Source organism: Massilia sp. LC238 (assembly GCF_000735635.1).
GTDB lineage: Bacteria > Pseudomonadota > Gammaproteobacteria > Burkholderiales > Burkholderiaceae_D > Telluria > Telluria varians.
Genome location: NZ_JNNN01000030.1, coordinates 116,392 through 136,683 on the forward strand (window position 1 = coordinate 116,392; position 20,292 = coordinate 136,683).

Annotated in this window: 14 protein-coding genes; 6 read left to right on the forward strand and 8 right to left on the reverse strand. The window is 64.1% G+C overall.

Annotated elements, in window-relative coordinates; genetic code table 11:
- Positions 1–1,056 (forward strand): porin, encoded by a 1,056-nt coding sequence (locus FG94_RS06495; RefSeq protein ID WP_036208662.1) that lies wholly within the window; start codon positions 1–3, stop codon positions 1,054–1,056.
- Here the strand turns inward: FG94_RS06495 and FG94_RS06500 are convergent.
- Positions 1,053–2,672, reverse strand: coding sequence for a response regulator (locus FG94_RS06500; protein ID WP_036209282.1), 1,620 nt, complete (start codon positions 2,670–2,672; stop codon positions 1,053–1,055). The genes FG94_RS06495 and FG94_RS06500 overlap by 4 nt on opposite strands.
- 141 nt (positions 2,673–2,813) lie before the next feature.
- The gene (locus FG94_RS06505; RefSeq protein WP_036208669.1) at positions 2,814–3,446 is read right to left on the reverse strand and encodes a response regulator transcription factor; all 633 of its coding nucleotides are present in this window, start codon (positions 3,444–3,446) and stop codon (positions 2,814–2,816) included.
- 27 nt (positions 3,447–3,473) lie between these two features.
- Here FG94_RS06505 and FG94_RS26475 point away from each other — a divergent pair, with 27 nt between their 5' ends.
- From FG94_RS26475 to FG94_RS06525, 4 genes are all read left to right on the forward strand, one after another.
- Positions 3,474–4,220, forward strand: a complete 747-nt coding sequence (locus FG94_RS26475; protein WP_081925847.1) for a response regulator — start codon at positions 3,474–3,476, stop codon at positions 4,218–4,220.
- Positions 4,221–4,313: 93 nt separating this feature from the next.
- Positions 4,314–7,205, forward strand: a complete 2,892-nt coding sequence (locus FG94_RS25870; protein ID WP_051996294.1) for a PAS domain-containing hybrid sensor histidine kinase/response regulator — start codon at positions 4,314–4,316, stop codon at positions 7,203–7,205.
- Positions 7,202–8,842: a response regulator gene (locus FG94_RS25875; RefSeq protein WP_051996295.1), complete on the forward strand. Its 1,641-nt coding sequence runs from the start codon at positions 7,202–7,204 to the stop codon at positions 8,840–8,842. The genes FG94_RS25870 and FG94_RS25875 overlap by 4 nt, the downstream gene beginning before the upstream one ends.
- Positions 8,843–8,980: 138 nt before the next feature.
- Positions 8,981–10,567, forward strand: coding sequence for a sensor domain-containing diguanylate cyclase (locus tag FG94_RS06525; protein ID WP_036208675.1), 1,587 nt, complete (start codon positions 8,981–8,983; stop codon positions 10,565–10,567).
- Here FG94_RS06525 and FG94_RS06530 read toward each other — a convergent pair.
- From FG94_RS06530 to FG94_RS06555, 6 genes are all read right to left on the reverse strand, one after another.
- On the reverse strand, positions 10,564–11,343 hold the full coding sequence (locus tag FG94_RS06530) for an enoyl-CoA hydratase (RefSeq protein WP_036208678.1): 780 nt from the start codon (positions 11,341–11,343) through the stop codon (positions 10,564–10,566). The genes FG94_RS06525 and FG94_RS06530 overlap by 4 nt on opposite strands.
- A gap of 137 nt (positions 11,344–11,480) precedes the next feature.
- Positions 11,481–12,677: an acetyl-CoA C-acyltransferase gene (locus FG94_RS06535; protein ID WP_036208681.1), complete on the reverse strand. Its 1,197-nt coding sequence runs from the start codon at positions 12,675–12,677 to the stop codon at positions 11,481–11,483.
- Between the two features lie 27 nt (positions 12,678–12,704).
- Entirely contained in the window at positions 12,705–15,116 is a 2,412-nt protein-coding gene (locus FG94_RS06540) for a 3-hydroxyacyl-CoA dehydrogenase/enoyl-CoA hydratase family protein (protein WP_036208684.1), read from the reverse strand.
- 61 nt (positions 15,117–15,177) lie between these two features.
- The gene (locus FG94_RS06545) at positions 15,178–16,968 is read right to left on the reverse strand and encodes an acyl-CoA dehydrogenase C-terminal domain-containing protein (protein WP_036208687.1); all 1,791 of its coding nucleotides are present in this window, start codon (positions 16,966–16,968) and stop codon (positions 15,178–15,180) included.
- 50 nt (positions 16,969–17,018) lie between these two features.
- The gene (locus tag FG94_RS06550; RefSeq protein ID WP_036208690.1) at positions 17,019–17,633 is read right to left on the reverse strand and encodes a TetR/AcrR family transcriptional regulator; all 615 of its coding nucleotides are present in this window, start codon (positions 17,631–17,633) and stop codon (positions 17,019–17,021) included.
- Positions 17,634–17,919: 286 nt separating this feature from the next.
- Positions 17,920–19,164, reverse strand: coding sequence for a DUF819 domain-containing protein (locus FG94_RS06555; RefSeq protein WP_036208694.1), 1,245 nt, complete (start codon positions 19,162–19,164; stop codon positions 17,920–17,922).
- Between the two features lie 276 nt (positions 19,165–19,440).
- Between FG94_RS06555 and FG94_RS06560 the strand changes: the two genes are divergently transcribed.
- Positions 19,441–20,292, forward strand: a complete 852-nt coding sequence (locus FG94_RS06560; RefSeq protein ID WP_036208696.1) for a transposase — start codon at positions 19,441–19,443, stop codon at positions 20,290–20,292.

Consider the following 20,292-nt stretch of genomic DNA (forward strand, 5'->3'; position numbering starts at 1 on the left):
ATGTCGACACCGCGTTTTTTATCGGGAAGCCTGGCACTTGGACTGGCGGGCTGCCTGGCCTGGACCCAGGCAGCGGCCCAGGATGCTCCCGCTATCGACTTTTACGCATCGCTGCGCACCCAGGTCGAAGCGGTCCGTCCGGATCGCGACGCGCGCCTGGACAGTTATGCGGGTGTCAGGGATGCCTATTCGCGGGTGGGCATCAAGATCGACCATCCGCTGGGCGCCGAACTGGCGCTGACGGGACAACTGGAACTGCCTGTCGATTCGGCCAACTTCAGGATGCGCGATCCCTACGACCAGGGCGATGCCCAGCGTCCCCATGGGGAGCGGATCAGGCTCGCCCACCTCGGCTTACGCAGCAGGTTCGGAACGATCACCTGGGGCCAGCAGTGGATGCCCTATTACAATGCAGTCGCGGCGCCGGTGGACATGTTCAGCACCTATTACAGCGGCTTTGCGACCTATACCGTCTTTCGCGTCGCCCAGACGCTTTCCTACTCGACGCCGGAAGTCGCCGGGTTTTCGCTCAGTGCGGGATATACCGGCAGCAGCGGCAATGCACGCTCGACCTCGCGCATCGATGCGCGGCGCCGGCAAATCGCCGCTACCTATACCTTCGGCGACACCCGCCTTGCCGCAGGCATCGATGACCGGGGCGACGCCGGTTACGGGCGCAACCGCTTGTATGGGCTGTCCCTCAGCCACCAGGCCGGCAAGCTCTACCTGGCAGCCAAGTTCGAGCGATTCGATTCGGGAAATCGTCAGCCCGGCAGCTTTTCCAGCGACGGCAACAAGGCCATCAACCTCTTCGGCAGCTATGCCATGGCCAAGACGGCCGTCAAGCTGATGCTCGCAAGAGTGGAAAATTATGGCGACAACATCGTTCATGTCGGTGTCGACCATCAACTCCGCGACGATCTCAAGTTCTTCGCCGAGTACTACCGTGAGGGCACTACCGCCGTCCTCACGCCACGCCGCGGAGGCCTGGACGATTTCGATGCCGACATCAGTGGCGGCCACGCCATTGCTGTCGGCATCCGCTACGATTTTTAGGTGTGCTCCATCTGCGCATCCTTCTCATGCCTGAGAAGGTGGCGGATGTGCGCGCTGAGTGCGTTCAAGTCATAGGGTTTCGGCAAGAGATTGACGTTCGCATCCAGCCTGCCTTCATGGGTGAGCACGCCTTCGGCATATCCCGATGTATACAAGATCCGTGCGTGCGGCAGACGTGTGCGCACGGCCTCGCCCAATTGCAGGCTGCTCACCGGCCCGGGCATGATCACGTCGGTAAACACCAAGTCGATATTCTGGCCGCTGTCGATAATCTCCAGCGCACCGGCGGCGCTGGAAGCCTGCAATACCTGGTAACCCAGTATCGACAAACTGCTGCACGTTGATTTGCGTACATTTTCCTCGTCTTCGACCACCAGGATGGTTTCCGGGCCGCCCTCCAGTCGCGTCGCCACCGGCACTTCCTGGATGATCGGCTCGACATCGGTCCGCGGCAGGTAGATCCTGACGCTCGTACCTTCTCCCAGTACGCTGGATAAGACAATCTCTCCACCCGACTGCTTGACGAAACCGTAGGCCATCGACAAACCCAGGCCAGTGCCCTGCCCGGGCGGTTTTGTCGTAAAAAACGGCTCGAAGACACGAGCCATCACTTGCGGCGTCATGCCCGCGCCGTTATCGGCAACCTCGATCATCACCCAGGAGCCGGCTGCCACGTCGGGAGGCAAGCTATCCTCCGGACCGATATTGGCGGCCCGGATGCGCAAGGTGCCGCGGCCAGCCATGGCATCGCGGGCGTTGATGGACAGGTTCAGCAAGACATTGTGCAGCTGGTTCGGATCTACCATGATATTCCCCAGCCCATGGGAGACTTCTGTCATGACATTTGGACTCAATCCAAACATCCTCCGCATCATGACACCCATCTCAAGCAGCAGATGTTCGGGATTCGTGGCGACTGCTTGAAGCGGCTGGCGGCGCGCGAAAGCCAGCAAGTGCGAGGCCAGCTCTGCTCCACGTTTTACGCCTGACATTGCCGCTTCCACACGGGTCAGACCAGGTTCATTGACGCCATTGCTCAGCTTTAGCAACTGCAGATTGCCGCCAATGATCTGCAATACATTATTGAAATCATGGGCCACGCCGCCGGTCAATTGGGCAATGGCTTCCATTTTTTGTGACTGGAGCAAGGCCGACTGGCTTGCCGCCAGCTCCTCCTGACTGCGACATAGCGACGTATACGCAGCATCGAGCTGGCGCCGGGCAATGCAGGCATTGCTGTGGTAGCGCACACGTGCGACCAGCTCGCGTGGATCCGGCCACTTGACCAGATAGTCGCTGGCGCCGGCCTCGAAGGCCTGGGCTTTCATGTCCGGGTTGTCTTCCGACGACAAGACAATCACGGCAACATGCGCCGTCTCCTTGTCCGCGCAAAGACGGCGCGTGACTTCGAAGCCATCCATTTCCGGCATGCGCATGTCGACCAGTACCACCGTGGCGGTCATCTCCTTGGCGAGCTCGACAGCCATTGCCGGCGCTTGCGTGAATTGGAATTTATGCGGCCCACATGCCGCCAAGCCATGAGAAACGATGTCCCGGGAAAAGGATTCGTCGTCGATCAGGAGGATGGAAGGTGCTTGGAGTATGCGTTCGGTCATCGCAACAGCCGGCAGGTGGATAGGGAGAAGGCTAGTTGCAAAATGGAGCATCGCCGATTTTAACGCTTCGACTTTATATTTATCACTGCGAAAAAATTGACGCGGATGTGGCAGCTGGTGCGACAGGCGTCGTCGGCAGGCTCAGCTGACCAGGCCGTGATGGATTGCGTAACGTATCAGTTCGGCATTGCTCCTGATCAGGAGCTTTGTGAAGATGCGGCTGCGGTAGGTATTGACCGAGCTGATGCTGATGTCGAGTTTGGCCGCCACCTGCTTGACCGGATGCCCCAATGCCAGCAAGCGCAAGACCTGCAGCTCGCGGTCGGTAAGGCGCTCGTGGGCGTGGCGGGGCTGGGAAGAAGACACTTCATGGACAAGCATGTCCGCCAGCTTGTCACTCAGGTAGCTTCCGCCGGCATGGACGCGATGAATGGCCTTCAGCACCACGTCGACGGTCAGCGATTTCGGGATATAGCCTGCGGCGCCCAGCTTGAGGACGGCAATGCCGAAACGTTCCTCGCTGTGGGAACTCAGCACCAGTACCCGGACGCCTGGAAAGCGCGCGACGACCGTCCGCAATGCATCCAGTTCGTGGATGGGGCTGAGGGTGAGGTCGAGCAGCAGCAGGTCGGCTTCCGTGCTTTCGAGCACGGCCAGCGTCGACTCCAGGTCCGCAGCCTCCCCTACGAGCACGATGTCCGGGTCGACCGACAATACCTTCTTGACGCCTTCGCGCACCAACTGATGATCGTCTGCGATGACAACTCTGATCATTGATGATCGCCAGGTAAGGAAAATATCATGTGCGACGATGTTATCAAAAATGAAATTCTCATGCTGCCTGATTCGAATCCTGTGCCGGACGCCCGTACTGTAAAGATTGCGATGATAAGGATTCCGCCTGCGCGGCGCGATGAGCAAGGTAGTGACATCGTGACGCAATCCATACGACACGCTGTCGATGACGGCGCATCGGCATACCAATCCGCAAGAACCTTGCCGCAATCCTGGACGATTTCCCGCCCAGTCCCCTGTTTCTGCCGCCAACGAAGGCAGTGTTCACGACACGGCAGTCGCAATCTGTTCGACTTCGCCGTCAGCCCTTGTCCCGGTAAGCTGCACGGTTTCATTCCATGCTTTCGCCAGCAGGACACCATCTTGGACCAACTGCTCCTGCATGAGCCAACGCCCCGCGTCCTCGTCGTCGACGACAACGTGGACGCCGCCGATATCCTGGCGACCCTGTTGTCGGTCTTCGATTGCACCGTGCAGGTTGCCTATTCGGGCAGCGAGGCGCTCGCCCTTGGCGAAGCGCTTCGCCCCCAGCTCGTCATCCTCGACCTTGACATGCCGGGCATGGACGGTTGCGAAACGGCGCGCCGCATGCGCGAACAATCCTGGGGGCCGCAGGCCTGCATTGCCGCGCTGACGGCATGGAGCGGCGGCGATATCCCTTGCTGCATTGTCGAGGCGGGCATGGACTACCACTTCACCAAGCCGATGCGGGTCGACGCGCTCGTCGACATCCTGGCCGCGCTGCGCGCATGAGCGCATCCTGTCGTAACGTGCATGCTCCAAGCCTTGTGCTATCGTGAAATTATTAGTGACATTTACGCAAAGCGTCCAGGAAGACGAACGAGCATGTCGAACGACGCAGCCAGGATGGAGAAAGCCGCAGGGCTGGCGCTGACCACGTCCGGGGACGACTGGGCGATGCTCAGCCTATACCTGCCTGACGGCAAGGCTCCACAACGTTTTTGTACGGGGGACAACCCGGCTGTCCACGCCGCGCTCGAAGCGCTCGAAGCCCAGGTCGACGCCGACGATTACGCGCTGCCGGACCTGCGCACCAGCCCCCTGCCCCCCGCCTGCCGCGAACTGACCGAGCATACCGGCCTGCGCAGTTACCGGGCGGTCCGGCGCAGCTTCAGGCACGGAACGGAACAGGCCAGTTTCGTGCTGGCCGTCGCCGGTGCACGCCCGCGCGATCCTGCCGGCGAAGACGGGCTGGACCCGATCGCCGACCTGTTCGTGGACGGCGTATCGGCACGCGCCGGCGCGACAAGCGGCGGCGACGCCATGTTCGGATTCGATCCCGCTGCCGGCGCCGTGGCCCCGCCCGACGAGGCCGCGCAGGCGCAGGAGCAGTTCCGCCTGCTGTTCGAGTCCGCTCCGGGGCTCTATCTGGTGCTGGCTCCCGACAGCTTCCGCATTGTCGCGGCAAGCAATGCCTATCTCGAGGCGACCATGGTCACGCGCGAGAAGATCGTCGGCTGCCCCCTGTTCGACGTGTTCCCCGACGATCCCGACGACGACGACAGCCCTGTCGCCGCACTGAATGCTTCGCTGCAGCGTGTCAGGCAGACCCGCGTGCTCGACGTGATGGCAGTGCAGCGCTACCCGATTCGCCGGCCGGGAGGCGGCTTCGAAGTACGCTATTGGAGCCCGGTCAACTCTCCCGTCCTCGATGCCGATGGACGCGTCATGTTCATCATCCACCGTGTCGAAGACATCACCGATTACGTGCTGGCGCACAGGCCGTCGGATCCCGATGGCTCCCGGGCCAAGACCACCCGGCTGGAAGCGGAGATCGTGCTGCGTTCGTACGAGCTCAAGCGCATGGCCGATTCGCTGGCCCTGAGCGAGCAGCGGCTGCGTTATGTCACACGCGCCACCAACGACGTGGTCTGGGACTGGAACATGGCCGACGATGCCCTGTGGTGCAGCCGCAGTGCGCTGGAACCGCTCGGCAGCGTGCTGGCGCGCTCCACCCGCCTGGCGGACTGGGAGGCCTGCATCCACCCCGAGGATCGCGAGCGGGTCGGCGCGAGCCTGCGCTCGGGCGTAACGGCCGGGCGCGAGAACTGGGCCACCGAATACCGGCTGCGCCTGCCGGGAAACGTCGAGCGCCATGTGCTGCATCGCTGCTTCATGGTCATCGACGAGCAGGGCAAGCCGCAGCGGATGGTCGGCAGCATCACCGACCTGACCGAGCAAAAGCGCCAGGAGGCGCGCCTGCGAATGCAGGCCGAAATGCTCGACTACGCGACCGACGCCATCCTGGTGCGCGACCTCGACAACCGGGTGCTGTACTGGAACCAGGCCGCGGCCGCGCGCTACGGCTGGAGCAGCGACGAGGTCATCGGACGCGCAGTGAGCGAGACCCTGTATGCCCAATGCGCGCCATCCGACTTCCAGCATGCGATGCAGGTCTTAATGCGGCACGGCGACTATTCCGGCCGCATGGTGCACTCGGCGGCGGACGGCCGCAAGTTCGTGGTCCACGTCCACTGGATCCTGGTGCGCCGCGAGGACGGGACGCCGCGCGCGATCCTGTCCGTGGTGACCGACCTGAGCGAGCAGGTCGCGCTGGAGCAGCGCCTGCTGCAAATCCAGAAGCTCGAGTCGCTCGGCCGGCTGACCGGCGGCATGGCGCACGACTTCAACAACTGGCTGACCGTCATCCTCGGCAGCGCCGAGGAGCTGATGGACGCACTCGAGGCGCAGCCCGACCTGCGCGACATCGCCCACATGATCCAGCTGGCCGGCGAGCGCGGGGCGGAACTGACACGCCGCCTGCTGGCGTTCGGGCGCAGGCAGCCGCTGACACCGCAGATATTCGCGGTCGGCGAAACCATCGCCTCGATCCGTCCCCTGATCGCGCGCAGCCTGCCCGAGAACATCGAGCTCCAGTTGCTGGACATGGGGCACCGCTGGTGCGTGTACGCCGACCGCGCCCAGCTCGAAGCCGCGATCGTGAATCTTTGCCTCAATGCGCGCGATGCCATGCCGGAAGGCGGGAAACTGATCATCCAGCTCCTGCTGGTCGAGATCGAGGAACGGAACAACGAGTTGAACAAGCCGCTGCCGGCCGGCGAATACGTCGTGATCGCGGTCGCGGACAATGGCCATGGCATCGCCCATGACGTGATGGACCATGTGTTCGAACCCTTCTTCACCACCAAGGACGAAGCGTCCGGAAGCGGGCTCGGTTTGAGCATGGTTTATGGCTTCGTCAAGCAGTCGAACGGCGACGTGACGATCTACTCGGAGCCGGGACGCGGCACGCAGGTCAAGCTCTATCTGCCGCGCGCGCACGCCGAACCCGAGATCCATCCCACGCCCGAAGCCGGCGCCGGCGCACGGCCGCCGTGCGGATGCGCCGTCTTGCTGGTCGAGGACGATCCGATCGTGCGCGCCCATATCCATGCCCTGTTGCGCGAGCTCGGCTGCGAGGTCACGCAGGCTTCCAGGGCCGAAGAAGCGCTGGCGCGGCTGGCCGGCGGCCAGCGCTTCGACCTGCTGTTCACGGATGTCGTCATGCCCGGCATGTCCGGCATCGAGCTTGTCCGGCGCGCACGCGCGATGCGGCCGGGATTGCGTATGCTGCTGAGCTCCGGCTACACCTTCGAGGCCATGCGGCACCAGGACGAGCTGGGACCGGACATCCGCTTCCTGAACAAGCCCTATGGAAAGACCGTCCTGGCGCAGGTCTTGTCGGAGGTGCTTGACGGCGTGGGGAAAGCGCCATGAGCTCGCCGGCGGACGGCAAGCGCGAACGTGACGCCGCGGCCCGCAGGATGCTGGCCTTCGCCAGTCTTGTCGAGCACCTGGCCGTCCCGAACGCGCTTTCCGCGCTGGGCAATCACATGCTGGCGTCCTTGCGTGACGAGCTGGAGGCCCTCGCGATCTACCGGGTCAACGACGACCAAGGCCTGGACTTGCTGCTGCACGCCGGGTGCGCACGGCCGCCGCCTGCACACGCCGGCGACGTGACGCAGCTCTGCGGCGTGGCCTTGGGCGAGCCAGCCATCCAGGGCGGGGAAGCGCGCATCATCGAGATCGGGCCGGACCGCCCGGCCTGGATCGGCACGCGCCCTTGCGCCCTGGCGGCAATCCCATTTGGCGGAGGCGGTTCCAGGGATCCGCGCGGTCTGGCCTTGTTCATGCTCCGCAATACCGAGCATGTCGCTTCGCTTGCGGCGCTGCTCGAGCTGGCCGTGCACAAGCTGTCCCAGGCGCTGCTGCGCGACACGGCGCCGAGCCTGGGCCAGGCTGGCCCCGAGGCAGGCAAGACCCGGGTATTGCTCGTCGATGACGAGGCGCTGCTGGTTGCCCATGTCAGGCGCATCCTGCAACGGGCCGGCTTCGCCTTCCACGCAGCGCACAACGCGCGGGAAGGTTTCGAGCTGGCCACCTCGATCCAGCCCGACGTGATCCTGATCGACAAGGTGATGCCCGACATGGACGGCATCGGCCTGCTGCGCATGATGCGCAGGAACGAAGTCCTCAGCACCGTCCCCGTCATCATGCTGTCCGGCCAGGCCGACGAGGCGGCGCGGGTCGCGGCCCTGGGCGAAGGCGCCGACGATTTCGTGGTCAAGCCTTTCAGTTCGAAAGACCTGGTGGCCAGGATCGAGGCCAACGTCCGCCTGGTGCGGCTGCGGCGCGATGCGGTGTGGCGCCAGGGCGAGCTGCTGCGCCTGCGGCAGTCGCAACAGGAACTGCGCACCCTGCTCGACACCGTCCAGCGGGTGCGCGACGACGAGCGGCGCATGCTGGCACGCGAGGTGCACGACCAGCTCGGCCAGATCCTGACGGCGGCAAAGATCGACCTGCGCCTGCTACAGGATCGTGTCGCGGGACCCGACAGGCTGCCGCCTGCCTCCGGCATACTCGAAGAGCTGCAGGCGGTACTGTCGAGCGTCGACCTGGCGATCGCCGCGGTGCAGGACATCGCGGCGCTGCTGCGGCCGCCCGAACTCGAGGAAGGGGGATTGGTGGCGGCGCTGCGCTGGCAGGCGGAGGACCTGCAGCGCCGCACCGGCATCGCATGCAGCGTGCTGCACGATCCGGCGAATTATGTCGAACAGCCGCCCTTCGTGGCAGGGGAACTGCTGCGCATGTGCCAGGAAGCGCTGACCAACGTCTTGCGCCACGCCAGCGCGACCCGGATCATCATCCAGGTCGCGATGCGCAACGCATCCCTGCTGGTCAGGATATGCGACAACGGCAGCGGCATCCCGAGGGAACGCCTGCATCACGCGGCGTCACTGGGCCTGAAGGGCATGCGCGAGCGGGCCGCCAGCATCCGCGCCAGCATTCACGTCTACGGAAGGCGCGGCCGCGGAAGCATGGTGGCCATCCGGCGCAGGCTGGCTTACCGCTGACACCCTGGCACACTAGCTGCCTGCTTTGAAGACCTGTGTTTGATCGTCATCAGCGCACAACAGGCTGCCTTTTAATTTGGCGTTTCTGAGAGACATCAAATCACCATGTTATGCTGGCTGCATCCGCAGAGGTGCGCCATGCCACGTTCCGATATCGCAGATCCCCATATCTCGCTGCTGCGCGCCGCACGCAAGCCCGCAGCACGCTTTGCGGCACTGCTCATTGCCGGTGTCAGCGTGCTGATCATCGGCTTGCAGGCGATGGAAACCTGGCGCGGGCGCGACCTGCGCCTGCGCGAGGCGGAAGTCGCCACCGCCAACATGGCCCATGCGCTGTCGGCCCAGGGAGAAACGGCGATCCGGGTCACGGACACCGTGCTCTCCAGCGTCGTGACACAGGTCGAACGCGAGGGCTGGTCGGGTCCACCTGGCGAACGTCTCGGGAAATACCTGCGCGACGTCGTCGCGGAGGCCAAGGAAGTGCATGGCGTGCTCGTCTATGACGCCGACGGCAACTGGGTCGTCAATTCCCTCGATCACGCCATGCAGGGTAATAATGCCGATCGCGAGTATTTCCGCTTTCACAAGGCCAGTGGACGGCGCAGCGCCCATGTCGGGCTGCCCATCCTGAGCCGCTCGACGGGCGTCTGGGTCCTGCCGGTGTCGCGCCGGATCAATCGCCCTGACGGGAGCTTCGCCGGCGTGGTCGTTGCTACCATCCGGATCGCGTACTTCGCCAAATTGTATGAAGGCTTCGACATTGGAAAACAGGGGACCATCGTGCTGGCGCGTGACGACGGCACGCTCGCCTACCGGCGGCCATTCGAGGACACGCTGATCGGCAAGAGCATCGCCGGCGGGCTGGTCTACCAGCAGTACAAGCGCACCGGTCCGGTTGGCAACGCGACCCTGCCGGCTCAGCTCGACGGCATTGTCCGCCTGTACAGCTACCGCCGCATGGACAGCTATCCGCTGTTGGTGATCGTCGGCGTGGCCAAGGACGACATCCTCTCGGGATGGCGTTCCTCGGCTGGGCAGCTGTTCGGCGGGATCGGCGTGGTCGTACTCATGCTCGCCCTGGTCGGGACGCGCCTGGTGCGGCAGATCCGCATCCGCGACGAGCTCGAGGAAGAACTGCTGAGCGCGCGCGAACGCCTCCAGGAGCGCAACGCCGCGCTGACCGAACTTGCGGAGCGCGACGGGCTGACCGGCATATCGAACCGCCGTCATTTCGAGGAAGCCCTGCAACGGGAGATCGCGCGGGCGGCGCGCTCCGGCAAGCCGCTCTCGCTGATCATGCTCGATGTCGACTACTTCAAGAAGTACAACGACCATTACGGTCATGTTGCAGGCGACAATTGCCTGCAACAGATTGCCGCCGCCCTGCCTGTCAGCCTGGACCGCCCGAGCGATTTTCCGGCACGCTACGGTGGCGAGGAGTTTATCGTTCTGCTGCCGGAGACCAGTGGACACGGAGCGTTCCAGGTCGCGGAACGCATCCGCTCGTCAGTCTGCGCCCTCAACATCGAACACGCCGGCAATCCCGCAAGCGTGGTAACGGTCAGCCTCGGCGTCTGCACTGCACTCATCGACGCCGACTCTCCGCCAGCGCCGGAAGCGCTTGTGGAACAAGCCGACTGCCAGCTGTACGAGGCAAAGCGGCTGGGGCGCAACCGTGTTTCGATTGCCGCCCAGGCAAGCACGGCCTTGCTCCAGACTGCCTAGTCGAACTTGCTGAAGTCGGGTTTGCGTTTTTCGAAAAAGGCGGTGAAGGCTTCCTTCGCTTCCGGCGCCAGCAGCATGGCGGCGAAGCGTTCGTTCTCGGCGGCGATGGCGGCTTCGATGCCTTCGATGCGCGGACGCTTCATCAGCGCCTTGGTGGTGCGGATCGACGCGGCAGGCAGCGCCACCAGCTTGGCGGCCTGCTGCTCGGCGAAAGCGCGCAGCTCGGCGGCCGGCAGCACGCGGGTGATCAGGCCCATCTCGAACGCTTCCTGCGCGCCGAAGGCTTCGCCCAGCAGCAGCTTCTCGGCGGCGCGCGGGTAGCCCGCGAGTTGCGGCAGCAGCAGCGAGGAGCCGAATTCGGGACACAGGCCGAGCTGGGTGAAGGGCACCGAGAATTTCGCATTATCGGCGGCGTACACCAGGTCGCAGTGCATCAACATGGTGGTGCCGATGCCGATGGCGGCGCCGCTTACTGCGGCGATCACCGGCTTGGTCGAACCGTGCAGGGCGCGCATGAACTGGAAGACCGGGCGGCTTTCGGCCGGCACGCCTGGCACCGGGGCCGAGTTCTTCATGAAGTCGTCGAGGTCGTTACCGGCGGTGAAGATCTCCGGTTTGCCGGCAATGAGGATGGCGCGCACGGCGGTGTCGCTTTCCGCGTCCAGCAGCGCGTCGGCCATAGCCTGGTACATCGTGGCGGTGATCGCGTTCTTGCGCTCGAGGCGGTTGAATTCGATGGTCAGGAGGCCGTTGGCCTTGTTGATCAGCATGTCCATGTTTCAGGGTCTCCGGATATTCTTGGGCTGGTTGGACGCGTGGGCGTTCGTAATTCCGGGCATTGCCCGGAATTACCCCTCCCACCCTACCAGGGCAAACGGTTCTCCCGCCCACGCGGTCATTGCTTACTTGATGATTAAACGCGCTCGATGATACCGGCTGCGCCCATGCCGGCGCCGACGCACATCGTCACCATGCCGTACTTCAGGTTGTTGCGGCGCAGTGCGTGCACCACGGTCGCGGCGCGGATCGCGCCGGTCGCGCCCAGCGGGTGGCCCAGGGCGATCGCGCCGCCCATCGGGTTCACTTTAGAGGTGTCGAGGCCCAGGTCGCGGATCACGGCCAGCGCCTGCGCTGCAAACGCTTCGTTCAGCTCGATCCAGTCCAGCTGGTCCTGGCTGATGCCGGCGGCTGCCAGCGCTGCGGGAATCGCGACCTTCGGGCCGATGCCCATGATCTCCGGCGGCACGCCGCGCACGGCGAACGAGGAGAACTTGGCCAGCGGAGTCAGGTTGTGCTCCTTCAGGATCTTCTCGCTGACGACGATCAGCGCACCGGCGCCGTCCGACATCTGCGACGAGGTGGCGGCGGTTACGCTGCCCTTGGCGGCGAACACGGGCTTCAGCTTGGCCATGCCTTCCATGCTGGCGTCGGCGCGCGGGCCTTCGTCCAGGTCCACGGTGCGGCGCTTGACGGTGATCTCACCGGTAGCCAGGTTCGGCGTACGGGTGACGATTTCCACCGGGGTGATCTCGTCCTTGAAGTAGCCGGCCTGCTGGGCGGCGATGGCGCGGCGGTGCGATTCCAGGCCGAAGGCGTCCTGGTCTTCGCGCGACACCTTCCACTGCTCGGCCACCTTCTCGGCGGTCAGGCCCATGCCGTAGGCCAGGCCCACGTTCTCGTCCTTGAAGGTCTCCATGTTGATCGACGGGTGGTGGCCCATCATCGGGACCATCGACATCGATTCGACGCCGCCGGCGATCATCACGTCGGCTTCGCCCACGCGGATGCGGTCGGCCGCCATCGCCAGGGCGGTGATGCCCGAGGCGCAGTAGCGGTTGACGGTGACGCCGCCCACGGTGTTCGGCAGGCCTGCCAGCACCACCGCGTTACGGGCCACGTTGAAGCCCTGCTCCGCTTCCGGGAACGAGCAGCCGACGATGGCGTCGACGATCAGCGCCGGGTCCAGGTTCGGCACGGCTGCCATGGCGCCGCGGATGGCGTGCACCAGCAGGTCGTCCGGGCGGGTCTTGTTGAAGAAGCCGCGCGGCGCCTTGCCGATCGGGGTACGGGTCGCTGCGACGATGTATGCGTCTTGAAGTTGTTTGCTCATGATTTGTCGTCCTGTTCTGTCGTCGCTTTAGTTGCGCACCGGCTTACCGTTTTGCATCATGCCCATGATGCGCTCCTGGGTCTTCGGATTGCTCAGCAGCGCGATGAAGGCCTTGCGTTCCATGTCGAGCAGCCACTGCTCGGACACCACGCTGCCCTGGTCGATGTCGCCGCCGGTCACGATCTCGGCGATGGTGTCGCCCAGGTGGTAGTCGTAGGCCGAGATGAAGCCGCCGTCACGCATGTTGACCAGCTGGCCGCGGATGGTCGCCCAGCCGTAGCGGCCGGTGACGGTGATCGGGCGGCGCGCCGGGGCGCGGTAGCCGGCGTCGAACATGGCGCGCGCGGTGGTCTTGGCCACGTGCAGCAGTTCGTAGGGATTGAAGACGATGATGTCGTCTTCCTTCAGGTAGCCCATGGCCTTGGCTTCCAGGGCCGACTTCGACACCTGCGCGGTGGCCGCGTTGGTGAAGCCGGTCTTCAGGAATTGCAGGATGTCGTTGCCCTTGGCTTCGGTGAAGGCGCGCACGGCCGCTTCCTTCAGGCCGCCGCCGGCCGGCACCAGGCCGACGCCGACTTCGACCAGGCCGATGTAGGACTCGATCGAGGCCACGCGCTTCGACGCGTGCAGCGCCAGCTCGCAGCCGCCGCCCAGGGCCAGGCCCGCGACAGCAGCCACCACCGGGATGTTCGAGTATTTCATCTGCATGAACACGTCCTGCAGCTGGCGCACCATCGGTTCCATGGCCTTGGCGCCGCCCATCATGAAGGCCGGCAGGGCCGACTGCAGGTCGGCGCCGGCCGAGAAGGCGCCGCCTTCGGCCGCGTCGGTATTCCAGATCACCAGGCCCTTGTAGCCCTTCTCCGCTTCTTCCATGCCACGCTGCAGGCCCTTCACCACGCCTTCGCCGATAACATGCATCTTGGTCTTGAGCGAGATGACCAGCACTTCGTCGTCCGAGTGCCACAGGCGCACCGAGTCGTCCTCGAACACGGTGATGCCGAAGGTCTTCGGATCGATGGTGGTCGAGCCGAGCACCGGCGCGCGGAACTGCTGGCGCTGGTACACCGGCAGGTCGGATGCAGGAACGTAGGCGTTCTTCGAGGCCGAGTACGAGCCTTCCGCGGTGTGCACGCCTTTTTCGGCGACCGGGCCTTCGAAGACCCAGCTTGGCAGCGGTGCGTTGACCAGTGCCTTGCCGGCGTCGATATCTTCCTTCACCCACTGGGCGATCTGGGTCCAGCCGGCGGCCTGCCAGGTCTCGAACGGGCCGACGCTCCAGCCGAAGCCCCAGCGCATCGCGAAGTCGACGTCGCGCGCGTTGTCGGCAATCGTATCCAGGTGGAACGCGATGTAGTGGAAGGCGTCGCGGAAGATCGCCCACAGGAACTGCGCCTGCGGGTTGGTCGATTCGCGCATGGCCTTGAACTTCTTGACCGGGTCTTTCTCTTTCAGGATGCGGCCGACGATGTCGGCGGCCTTGGCGCCGCTCGGCACGTATTCGCCGGTGGCGAAGTCGAGGCGCTGGATCTCCTTGCCGACCTTCTTGTAGAAACCGCCGCCGGTCTTCTGGCCCAGCGCGCCCTTCTCGATCAGCTTGGCCAGCACGTCCGGGGTCTTGTACAGGCTGAAGAACGGATCATCCTGCAGGGTGTCCTGCATGGTCTTGATCACATGGCCCATGGTGTCCAGGCCCACGACGTCGGCGGTACGGAAGGTGCCGGATTTCGCGCGGCCCAGCTTGGCGCCGGTCAGGTCGTCGACCACGTCCACGCTCAGGCCGAACTTCTCGGCTTCGTGGATGGTGGCCAGCATGCCGAAGATGCCGACTCGGTTGGCGATGAAGTTCGGGGTGTCTTTTGCACGCACCACGCCCTTGCCCAGGGTCGAGGTCAGGAAGGTTTCCAGCTGGTCCAGGATTTCCGGACGGGTGGCCGCGGTCGGGATCAGTTCCACCAGGTGCATGTAGCGCGGCGGGTTGAAGAAGTGCACGCCGCAGAAGCGCGCCTTCAGCTCGTCGTCGAAACCTTCGGCCAGCTTGTTGATCGACAGGCCCGAGGTGTTCGAGGCGAAGATGGCGTTGGCGCCGATGTGCGGAGCGACCTTCTTGTACAGGTCATGCTTCCAGTCCATGCGTTCGGCGATGGCTTCGATGATCAGGTCGCAGCCTGCCAGCACGTCGAGGTTGTCTTCGTAGTTGGCCACTTCGATCAGGGCCGCGTCATCCTTGTTGCCCAGCGGGGCCGGCGACAGCTTCTTCAGGCCTTCGATGGCCTTCAGGACGATGGCGTTCTTGTTGCCGCCGGAGCTTTGCTCCGGCTTTGCGGGCAGGTCGAACAGCACGACCGGCACTTTCGCGTTCACGCAGTGCGCAGCGATCTGCGCGCCCATCACGCCGGCGCCCAGCACGGCGACTTTCTTGACGATGAAATTGGACATTCTTATTTCCTTGGATAAGTCGTGGCCTCCGCCATTAGAGCGGAGGCCACGTGATGGTGTGTTAGAACAGGTCTGCGTCCATGGCCAGCAGGTTCGATGCACCCGAACGTGCCTGGCGGATCAGCATCGCGGTTTCCGGATACAGGCGGGCGAAGTAGAAGCGCGCGGTGTGCAGCTTGGCCGCGTAGAACTTGTCGTCCGAATCCTGCTTGGCCAGCGCGATCTTCGCCATCTGGGCGAAGAAGTAGCTGAACACCAGGTGACCCACGACGCGCAGGTAAGGCACGGCGGCGGCGCCCACTTCGTCCTGGTTCTGGAAGGCCTTCATGCCGATTTCCATGGTCAGCTTGGTGACTTTCTCGCCGAGTTCGCCCAGCGGGGTCACGAATTCCGACATCGACTCGTCCAGGCCGTTCTCTTCGACGAAAGCCTTGATCTTCTCGCCGAAGGCGCGCAGCTTGGCGCCGTTGTCCATCAGGATCTTACGGCCCAGCAGGTCCAGCGACTGCACGGTGTTGGTGCCTTCGTAGATCATGTTGATGCGGGCGTCGCGCACGTACTGCTCCATGCCCCACTCGCTGATGTAGCCGTGGCCGCCGTACACCTGCATTGCTTCCGAGGTCGCGATCCAGCCGTTGTCGGTGATGAAGGCCTTCACGATCGGGGTCAGCAGCGCGACTTCGCCGGCGGCTTCCTTGCGCACTTCCTCGTCCGGGTGGTTCAGTTCGCGGTCGATCTGCAGCGCGATGTACGAGGTCAGGGCGCGCGCGCCTTCGGCGAAGGCTTTAGCGGTGAGCAGCATGCGGCGCACGTCCGGGTGCACGATGATCGGGTCGGCCGGCTTGTCCGGTGCCTTCGGGCCCGACAGGCTACGCATCTGGATGCGTTCCTTGGCGTAGACCAGCGCATTCTGGTACGCGACTTCGGTCAGGCCCAGCGACTGCATGCCGACGCCCAGGCGGGCTGCGTTCATGAACACGAACATCGCCTGCAGGCCCTTGTGCGGCTGGCCGATCAGGGTGCCGATCGCGCCGTCCAGGTTCATCTGGCAGGTGGCGTTGCCGTGGATGCCCATCTTCTCTTCGATGGCGCCGCAGGCGATGCCGTTGCGCTCACCGATCGAGCCGTCGGCATTCACCTTGAACTTCGGCACCAGGAACAGCGAGATGCCCTTCGAGCCTTCGGGTGCGTCCGGCAGGCGCGCCAGCACCAGGTGGACGATGTTCTCGGCCATGTCGTGTTCGCCGGCCGAGATGAAGATCTTGGAGCCGGTGATGCTGTAGGTGCCGTCGGCCTGCGGTTCGGCCTTGGTGCGCAACAGACCCAGGTCGGTGCCGCAATGCGCTTCGGTCAGGCACATGGTGCCGGTCCACTCGCCCGAGACCAGCTTCGGCAGGTACAGCTTCTTCTGCTCGTCGGTGCCGTGCTCTTTCAGGCACTCGTAGGCGCCGTGCGACAGGCCCGGGTACATGGTCCATGCCTGGTTCGACGAGTTCAGCATCTCGTAGAAGGAGTTGTTCAGCGAGACCGGCAGGCCCTGGCCGCCGTATTCCGGGTCGCACGCCAGCGCGGCCCAGCCGCCTTCGACGTACTGCTTGTACGCTTCCTTGAAACCCTTCGGGGTGGTCACGGCCTTGGTGGCGGCGTCGAAATGGCAGCCTTCGCGGTCACCGCTGTGATTCAGCGGGAACAGCACTTCCTGCGTGAACTTCGCACCTTCTTCGAGCACCTGGTTGATGATGTCGGCGTCGATTTCCTGGTAGGCAGGCAGGTTCTTGAACTCTTCGCTGACATTGAGGAATTCGTGCAGAACGAACTGCATATCCCGGATTGGCGCGACGTACTGACCCATGGTTTTCTCCTGAACGAAGGTAAAGTGTTGTTTGACTTGCGGCCTTGTGATTAAGCCGGGGTGCCTTGCGGCGGATGTGGGTTGCGGTAGTTCTCGACCAGCCGCTCGAAGCCGCGGCGTGCGCGCTCGACCGCGCCGGCATTGCGCAAGAAGCGGGCGTCGTGGTGCAGGGCCAGGATCAGCCCGTACATTTCGTACACCAGCTGCTCGGCATCGGCATCGGGACGCAGGTGGCCGACCTCGATCGCCTGGCGCGCGGCGCGGCGCAGCGCGTCCTGCCAGTCCTGCACCATCTTGACCAGCTCCTCGCGGATCGGGCCCGGGCGGTCGTCGTATTCGACGGCGCCGCTGATGTAGATGCAGCCGGACGCGATCTCGACCGACACGCGCGCCAGCCAGCGGTCGAACATCGACTGCAGGCGCGGCAGGCCGCGCGGCTCGCGTACGCTCGGGAAGAACACTTCCTGCTCGAAGCGATGGTGGTAGAGCTTGACCACCTCGAGCTGCAGGTCTTCGCGCGAACCGAAATGGGCGAACACGCCGGATTTGCTCATGTTCATCCGGTCGGCCAGCACGCCGATGGTCAGGCCTTCGAGGCCGTCGCGGCTCGACAACTCGAGCGCCACGTCCAGGATTGCTGCCCGCGTGAGTTCGCCCTTGCGCATGAATTTGGCTGAAGTAGTGATAGCTGCCCCTGAATCGAAAAAATCCGAACGCTCGTACTATTATCTACCAGAGATGAAATGTCAAACGGGAACTTAGAGGCGAGATTCTATTGATGCAGGACAACGGCAAGCGAGGTGAAGCCGCCTGCTGAGCGTTCCCGGCCAGGCCTGGCGAGGGAAACGTTGTCGCAGATGTAAAGGTACAGCATTTTTCGTGCTTGTGGCGTATGTCGCGGGCGTGTGCCGGACATGTCGAGCGGGCGCCCTGCGCCCGCTCCTTGCAGTCTCAGGTCGCCAGGCTGCGCAGCACCAGCCCGGTGATATAGGCGCAGTAGGTCCCCAGCGCATAGCCGAGCACCGCCAGCAGCACGCCCACCGGCGCCAGCGCCGGGTGGAAGGCCGAGGCCACCACCGGCGCCGAGGCGGCGCCGCCGACGTTGGCCTGCGAGCCGACCGCCATGAAGAACAGCGGCGCGCGGATCAGCTTGGCCACCAGCAGCAGCAGGCCGCCGTGCACGCAGATCCAGATCAGGCCCAGCACGAACAGCCACGGGCGGTCGAGCAGCGCGTTCAGGTCCATCTGCATGCCGATGGTCGCCACCAGGAAGTACAGCATGGCCGAACCGAGGGTCGAGGCGCCGGCGCCTTCCAGGCTGCGCGCGCGGGTAAAGCTGAGCAGCATGCCGAAGGTGGTGGCGAACACCACGATCCAGAAGAAGGACGAGGTCAGGCTGTAGTCCTGCAGGCGCCATTCTTGCGGCAGGCTGGCGATCCAGCCCACGGTGGGGCCGGTCAGCGCATGGGACAGGCCGGTGACGCCCAGGCCCACGGCCAGGATCACCATCACGTCGGTCAGGGTCGGCATGCGCGCATGCTCGGCCTGGTAGGTTTCGATGCGCGCCTTGAGGGCATTGATGGCGGAGAGGTCGGCGCCGGTCCAGCGGTCAAACGCCTGGGCGCGGCCGGCCAGGAACAGCAGCACGGCCATCCAGACGTTCGCCACCAGCACGTCCACGGCGACGAACTGGCCGAACAGGGTGGCGTCGACCTCGAACACTTCCTTCATCGCGGCCTGGTTGGCGCCGCCGCCGATCCAGGCGCCGGTGATGGTGGTCATGCCGCGCCAGGTCTCGCCGGCCACCGTCTCCGGATGGATGACGCGCATGGCCTCGAACGAGACGAGCGCGCCCAGCATGATGCCGACGGTGCCGGTCAGGAACATGATGATCGCCTTCGGGCCGAGCCGCACGATGGCGCCGAAATCGATCGCGATACAGAGCAGCACCAGCGCGCTGGGCAGCAGGTAGTCGCGCGCCACCGGGTACAGCCTGGACAGGCTGCCGTCGATGATGCCGAGCGTGTTCAGGATGGCCGGGACCAGGTAGCACAGCAGCAGGGCCGGCACATAGGTATAGAACTTCTTCCAGAAGCCATCGGCCCGCGAGGAGGACCAGAAGACGAAACCGAGGATCGATGCGAGGATGCCGAGCACGACGGCATCATTGGTGACGAGGGGAACAGCAGTCTGCATGGAAAGGACACGAAGAGGTTGGCGGAGACCGCCAAGCCGCTTCGCGCGTCTTTACGCCTCAGCGATCCTTGCGGCCGGGAAATCGCATTCTACATTCCCTACAGCAAAGAAGGCCAAAGATCCGAACCTACCCTCGGGGTCAGGTCTGACATTTGGACACGAGCTCAAGCGTCGGATACTCGGCTTTGGCCGCGACAGCGTGGCGTTTCGCGTCCACCCTGCCAACGGCTGCGCCACCTCAGCGCCAGCAATGCCGCGTCCGGTACCGTGATCGGCATGACACGACCACTCCGACTCGAATTCGCCCACGCGCTTTACCACGTGACAGCGCGCGGCAACCGGCACAAGCCGATCTATCACCACGACGCCGATCGCCACCTATGGCTGGACGTGCTGACGCACGTATGCGAACGCCACAAGTTTGTCATCTACGCTTTTTGCCAGATGACGAATCACTATCACTTGCTCGTGGAGACGATGGAGGCGAACCTTTCGCAAGGAATGCGCCAACTCAATGGCCTGTATGCGCAGCACATCAACCGGCGCCATCAACTCGTCGGACATCTTTTCCAGGGCCGGTATCACGCGATCCTGGTACAGAAAGAGAGCCATCTACTGGAACTCAGCCGATATATCGTGCTGAATCCCTTACGCGCGGCGATGGTGTCCTCGCTAGATGAATGGCAATGGAGCAGCCATCACTACCTGACTGGTGCCAAGTCTGCACCTGCCTGGTTCGAACGCGACTGGCTGCTCAGCCAATTCGGCGATGCGCATGCAACCGCGGTGTCCGCATATCGGGCGTTTGTACTGGCGGGCTTGGGCAAGGCCAGCCCGCTTGCCGCTGTCCGCCATCAAGTTCTTTTGGGTGAAGACAACTTCGTCTCAACGCACCAGCGATTGCAACTTGCAGAAGCCTTCGTGGAAGCGCCAAGGGTCGAGCGCCGGGCGGTCGCGCTGCCATTGACCGAATATCAGGCCATCTACGCCGACAGGGCTGAAGCAATGGCGCGCGCCTACCGCTCGACCGCCTTCACGATGCCGCAGATTGCTCACGCCTTCGGTGTGTCGACCAAAACCGTGAGCCGCGCAGTGGCTGCCTTCGAAAAACTGGAATCACCGCGCTGA

Coding starts and splice junctions, on each gene's coding strand:
- FG94_RS06495 (WP_036208662.1), top strand. CDS start 1: ATGTCGACACCGCGTTTTTTATCGGGAAGCCTGGCACTTGGACTGGCG.
- FG94_RS06500 (WP_036209282.1), bottom strand. CDS start 2,672: ATGACCGAACGCATACTCCAAGCACCTTCCATCCTCCTGATCGACGAC.
- FG94_RS06505 (WP_036208669.1), bottom strand. CDS start 3,446: ATGATCAGAGTTGTCATCGCAGACGATCATCAGTTGGTGCGCGAAGGC.
- FG94_RS26475 (WP_081925847.1), top strand. CDS start 3,474: ATGTGCGACGATGTTATCAAAAATGAAATTCTCATGCTGCCTGATTCG.
- FG94_RS25870 (WP_051996294.1), top strand. CDS start 4,314: ATGTCGAACGACGCAGCCAGGATGGAGAAAGCCGCAGGGCTGGCGCTG.
- FG94_RS25875 (WP_051996295.1), top strand. CDS start 7,202: ATGAGCTCGCCGGCGGACGGCAAGCGCGAACGTGACGCCGCGGCCCGC.
- FG94_RS06525 (WP_036208675.1), top strand. CDS start 8,981: ATGCCACGTTCCGATATCGCAGATCCCCATATCTCGCTGCTGCGCGCC.
- FG94_RS06530 (WP_036208678.1), bottom strand. CDS start 11,343: ATGGACATGCTGATCAACAAGGCCAACGGCCTCCTGACCATCGAATTC.
- FG94_RS06535 (WP_036208681.1), bottom strand. CDS start 12,677: ATGAGCAAACAACTTCAAGACGCATACATCGTCGCAGCGACCCGTACC.
- FG94_RS06540 (WP_036208684.1), bottom strand. CDS start 15,116: ATGTCCAATTTCATCGTCAAGAAAGTCGCCGTGCTGGGCGCCGGCGTG.
- FG94_RS06545 (WP_036208687.1), bottom strand. CDS start 16,968: ATGGGTCAGTACGTCGCGCCAATCCGGGATATGCAGTTCGTTCTGCAC.
- FG94_RS06550 (WP_036208690.1), bottom strand. CDS start 17,633: ATGCGCAAGGGCGAACTCACGCGGGCAGCAATCCTGGACGTGGCGCTC.
- FG94_RS06555 (WP_036208694.1), bottom strand. CDS start 19,164: ATGCAGACTGCTGTTCCCCTCGTCACCAATGATGCCGTCGTGCTCGGC.
- FG94_RS06560 (WP_036208696.1), top strand. CDS start 19,441: ATGACACGACCACTCCGACTCGAATTCGCCCACGCGCTTTACCACGTG.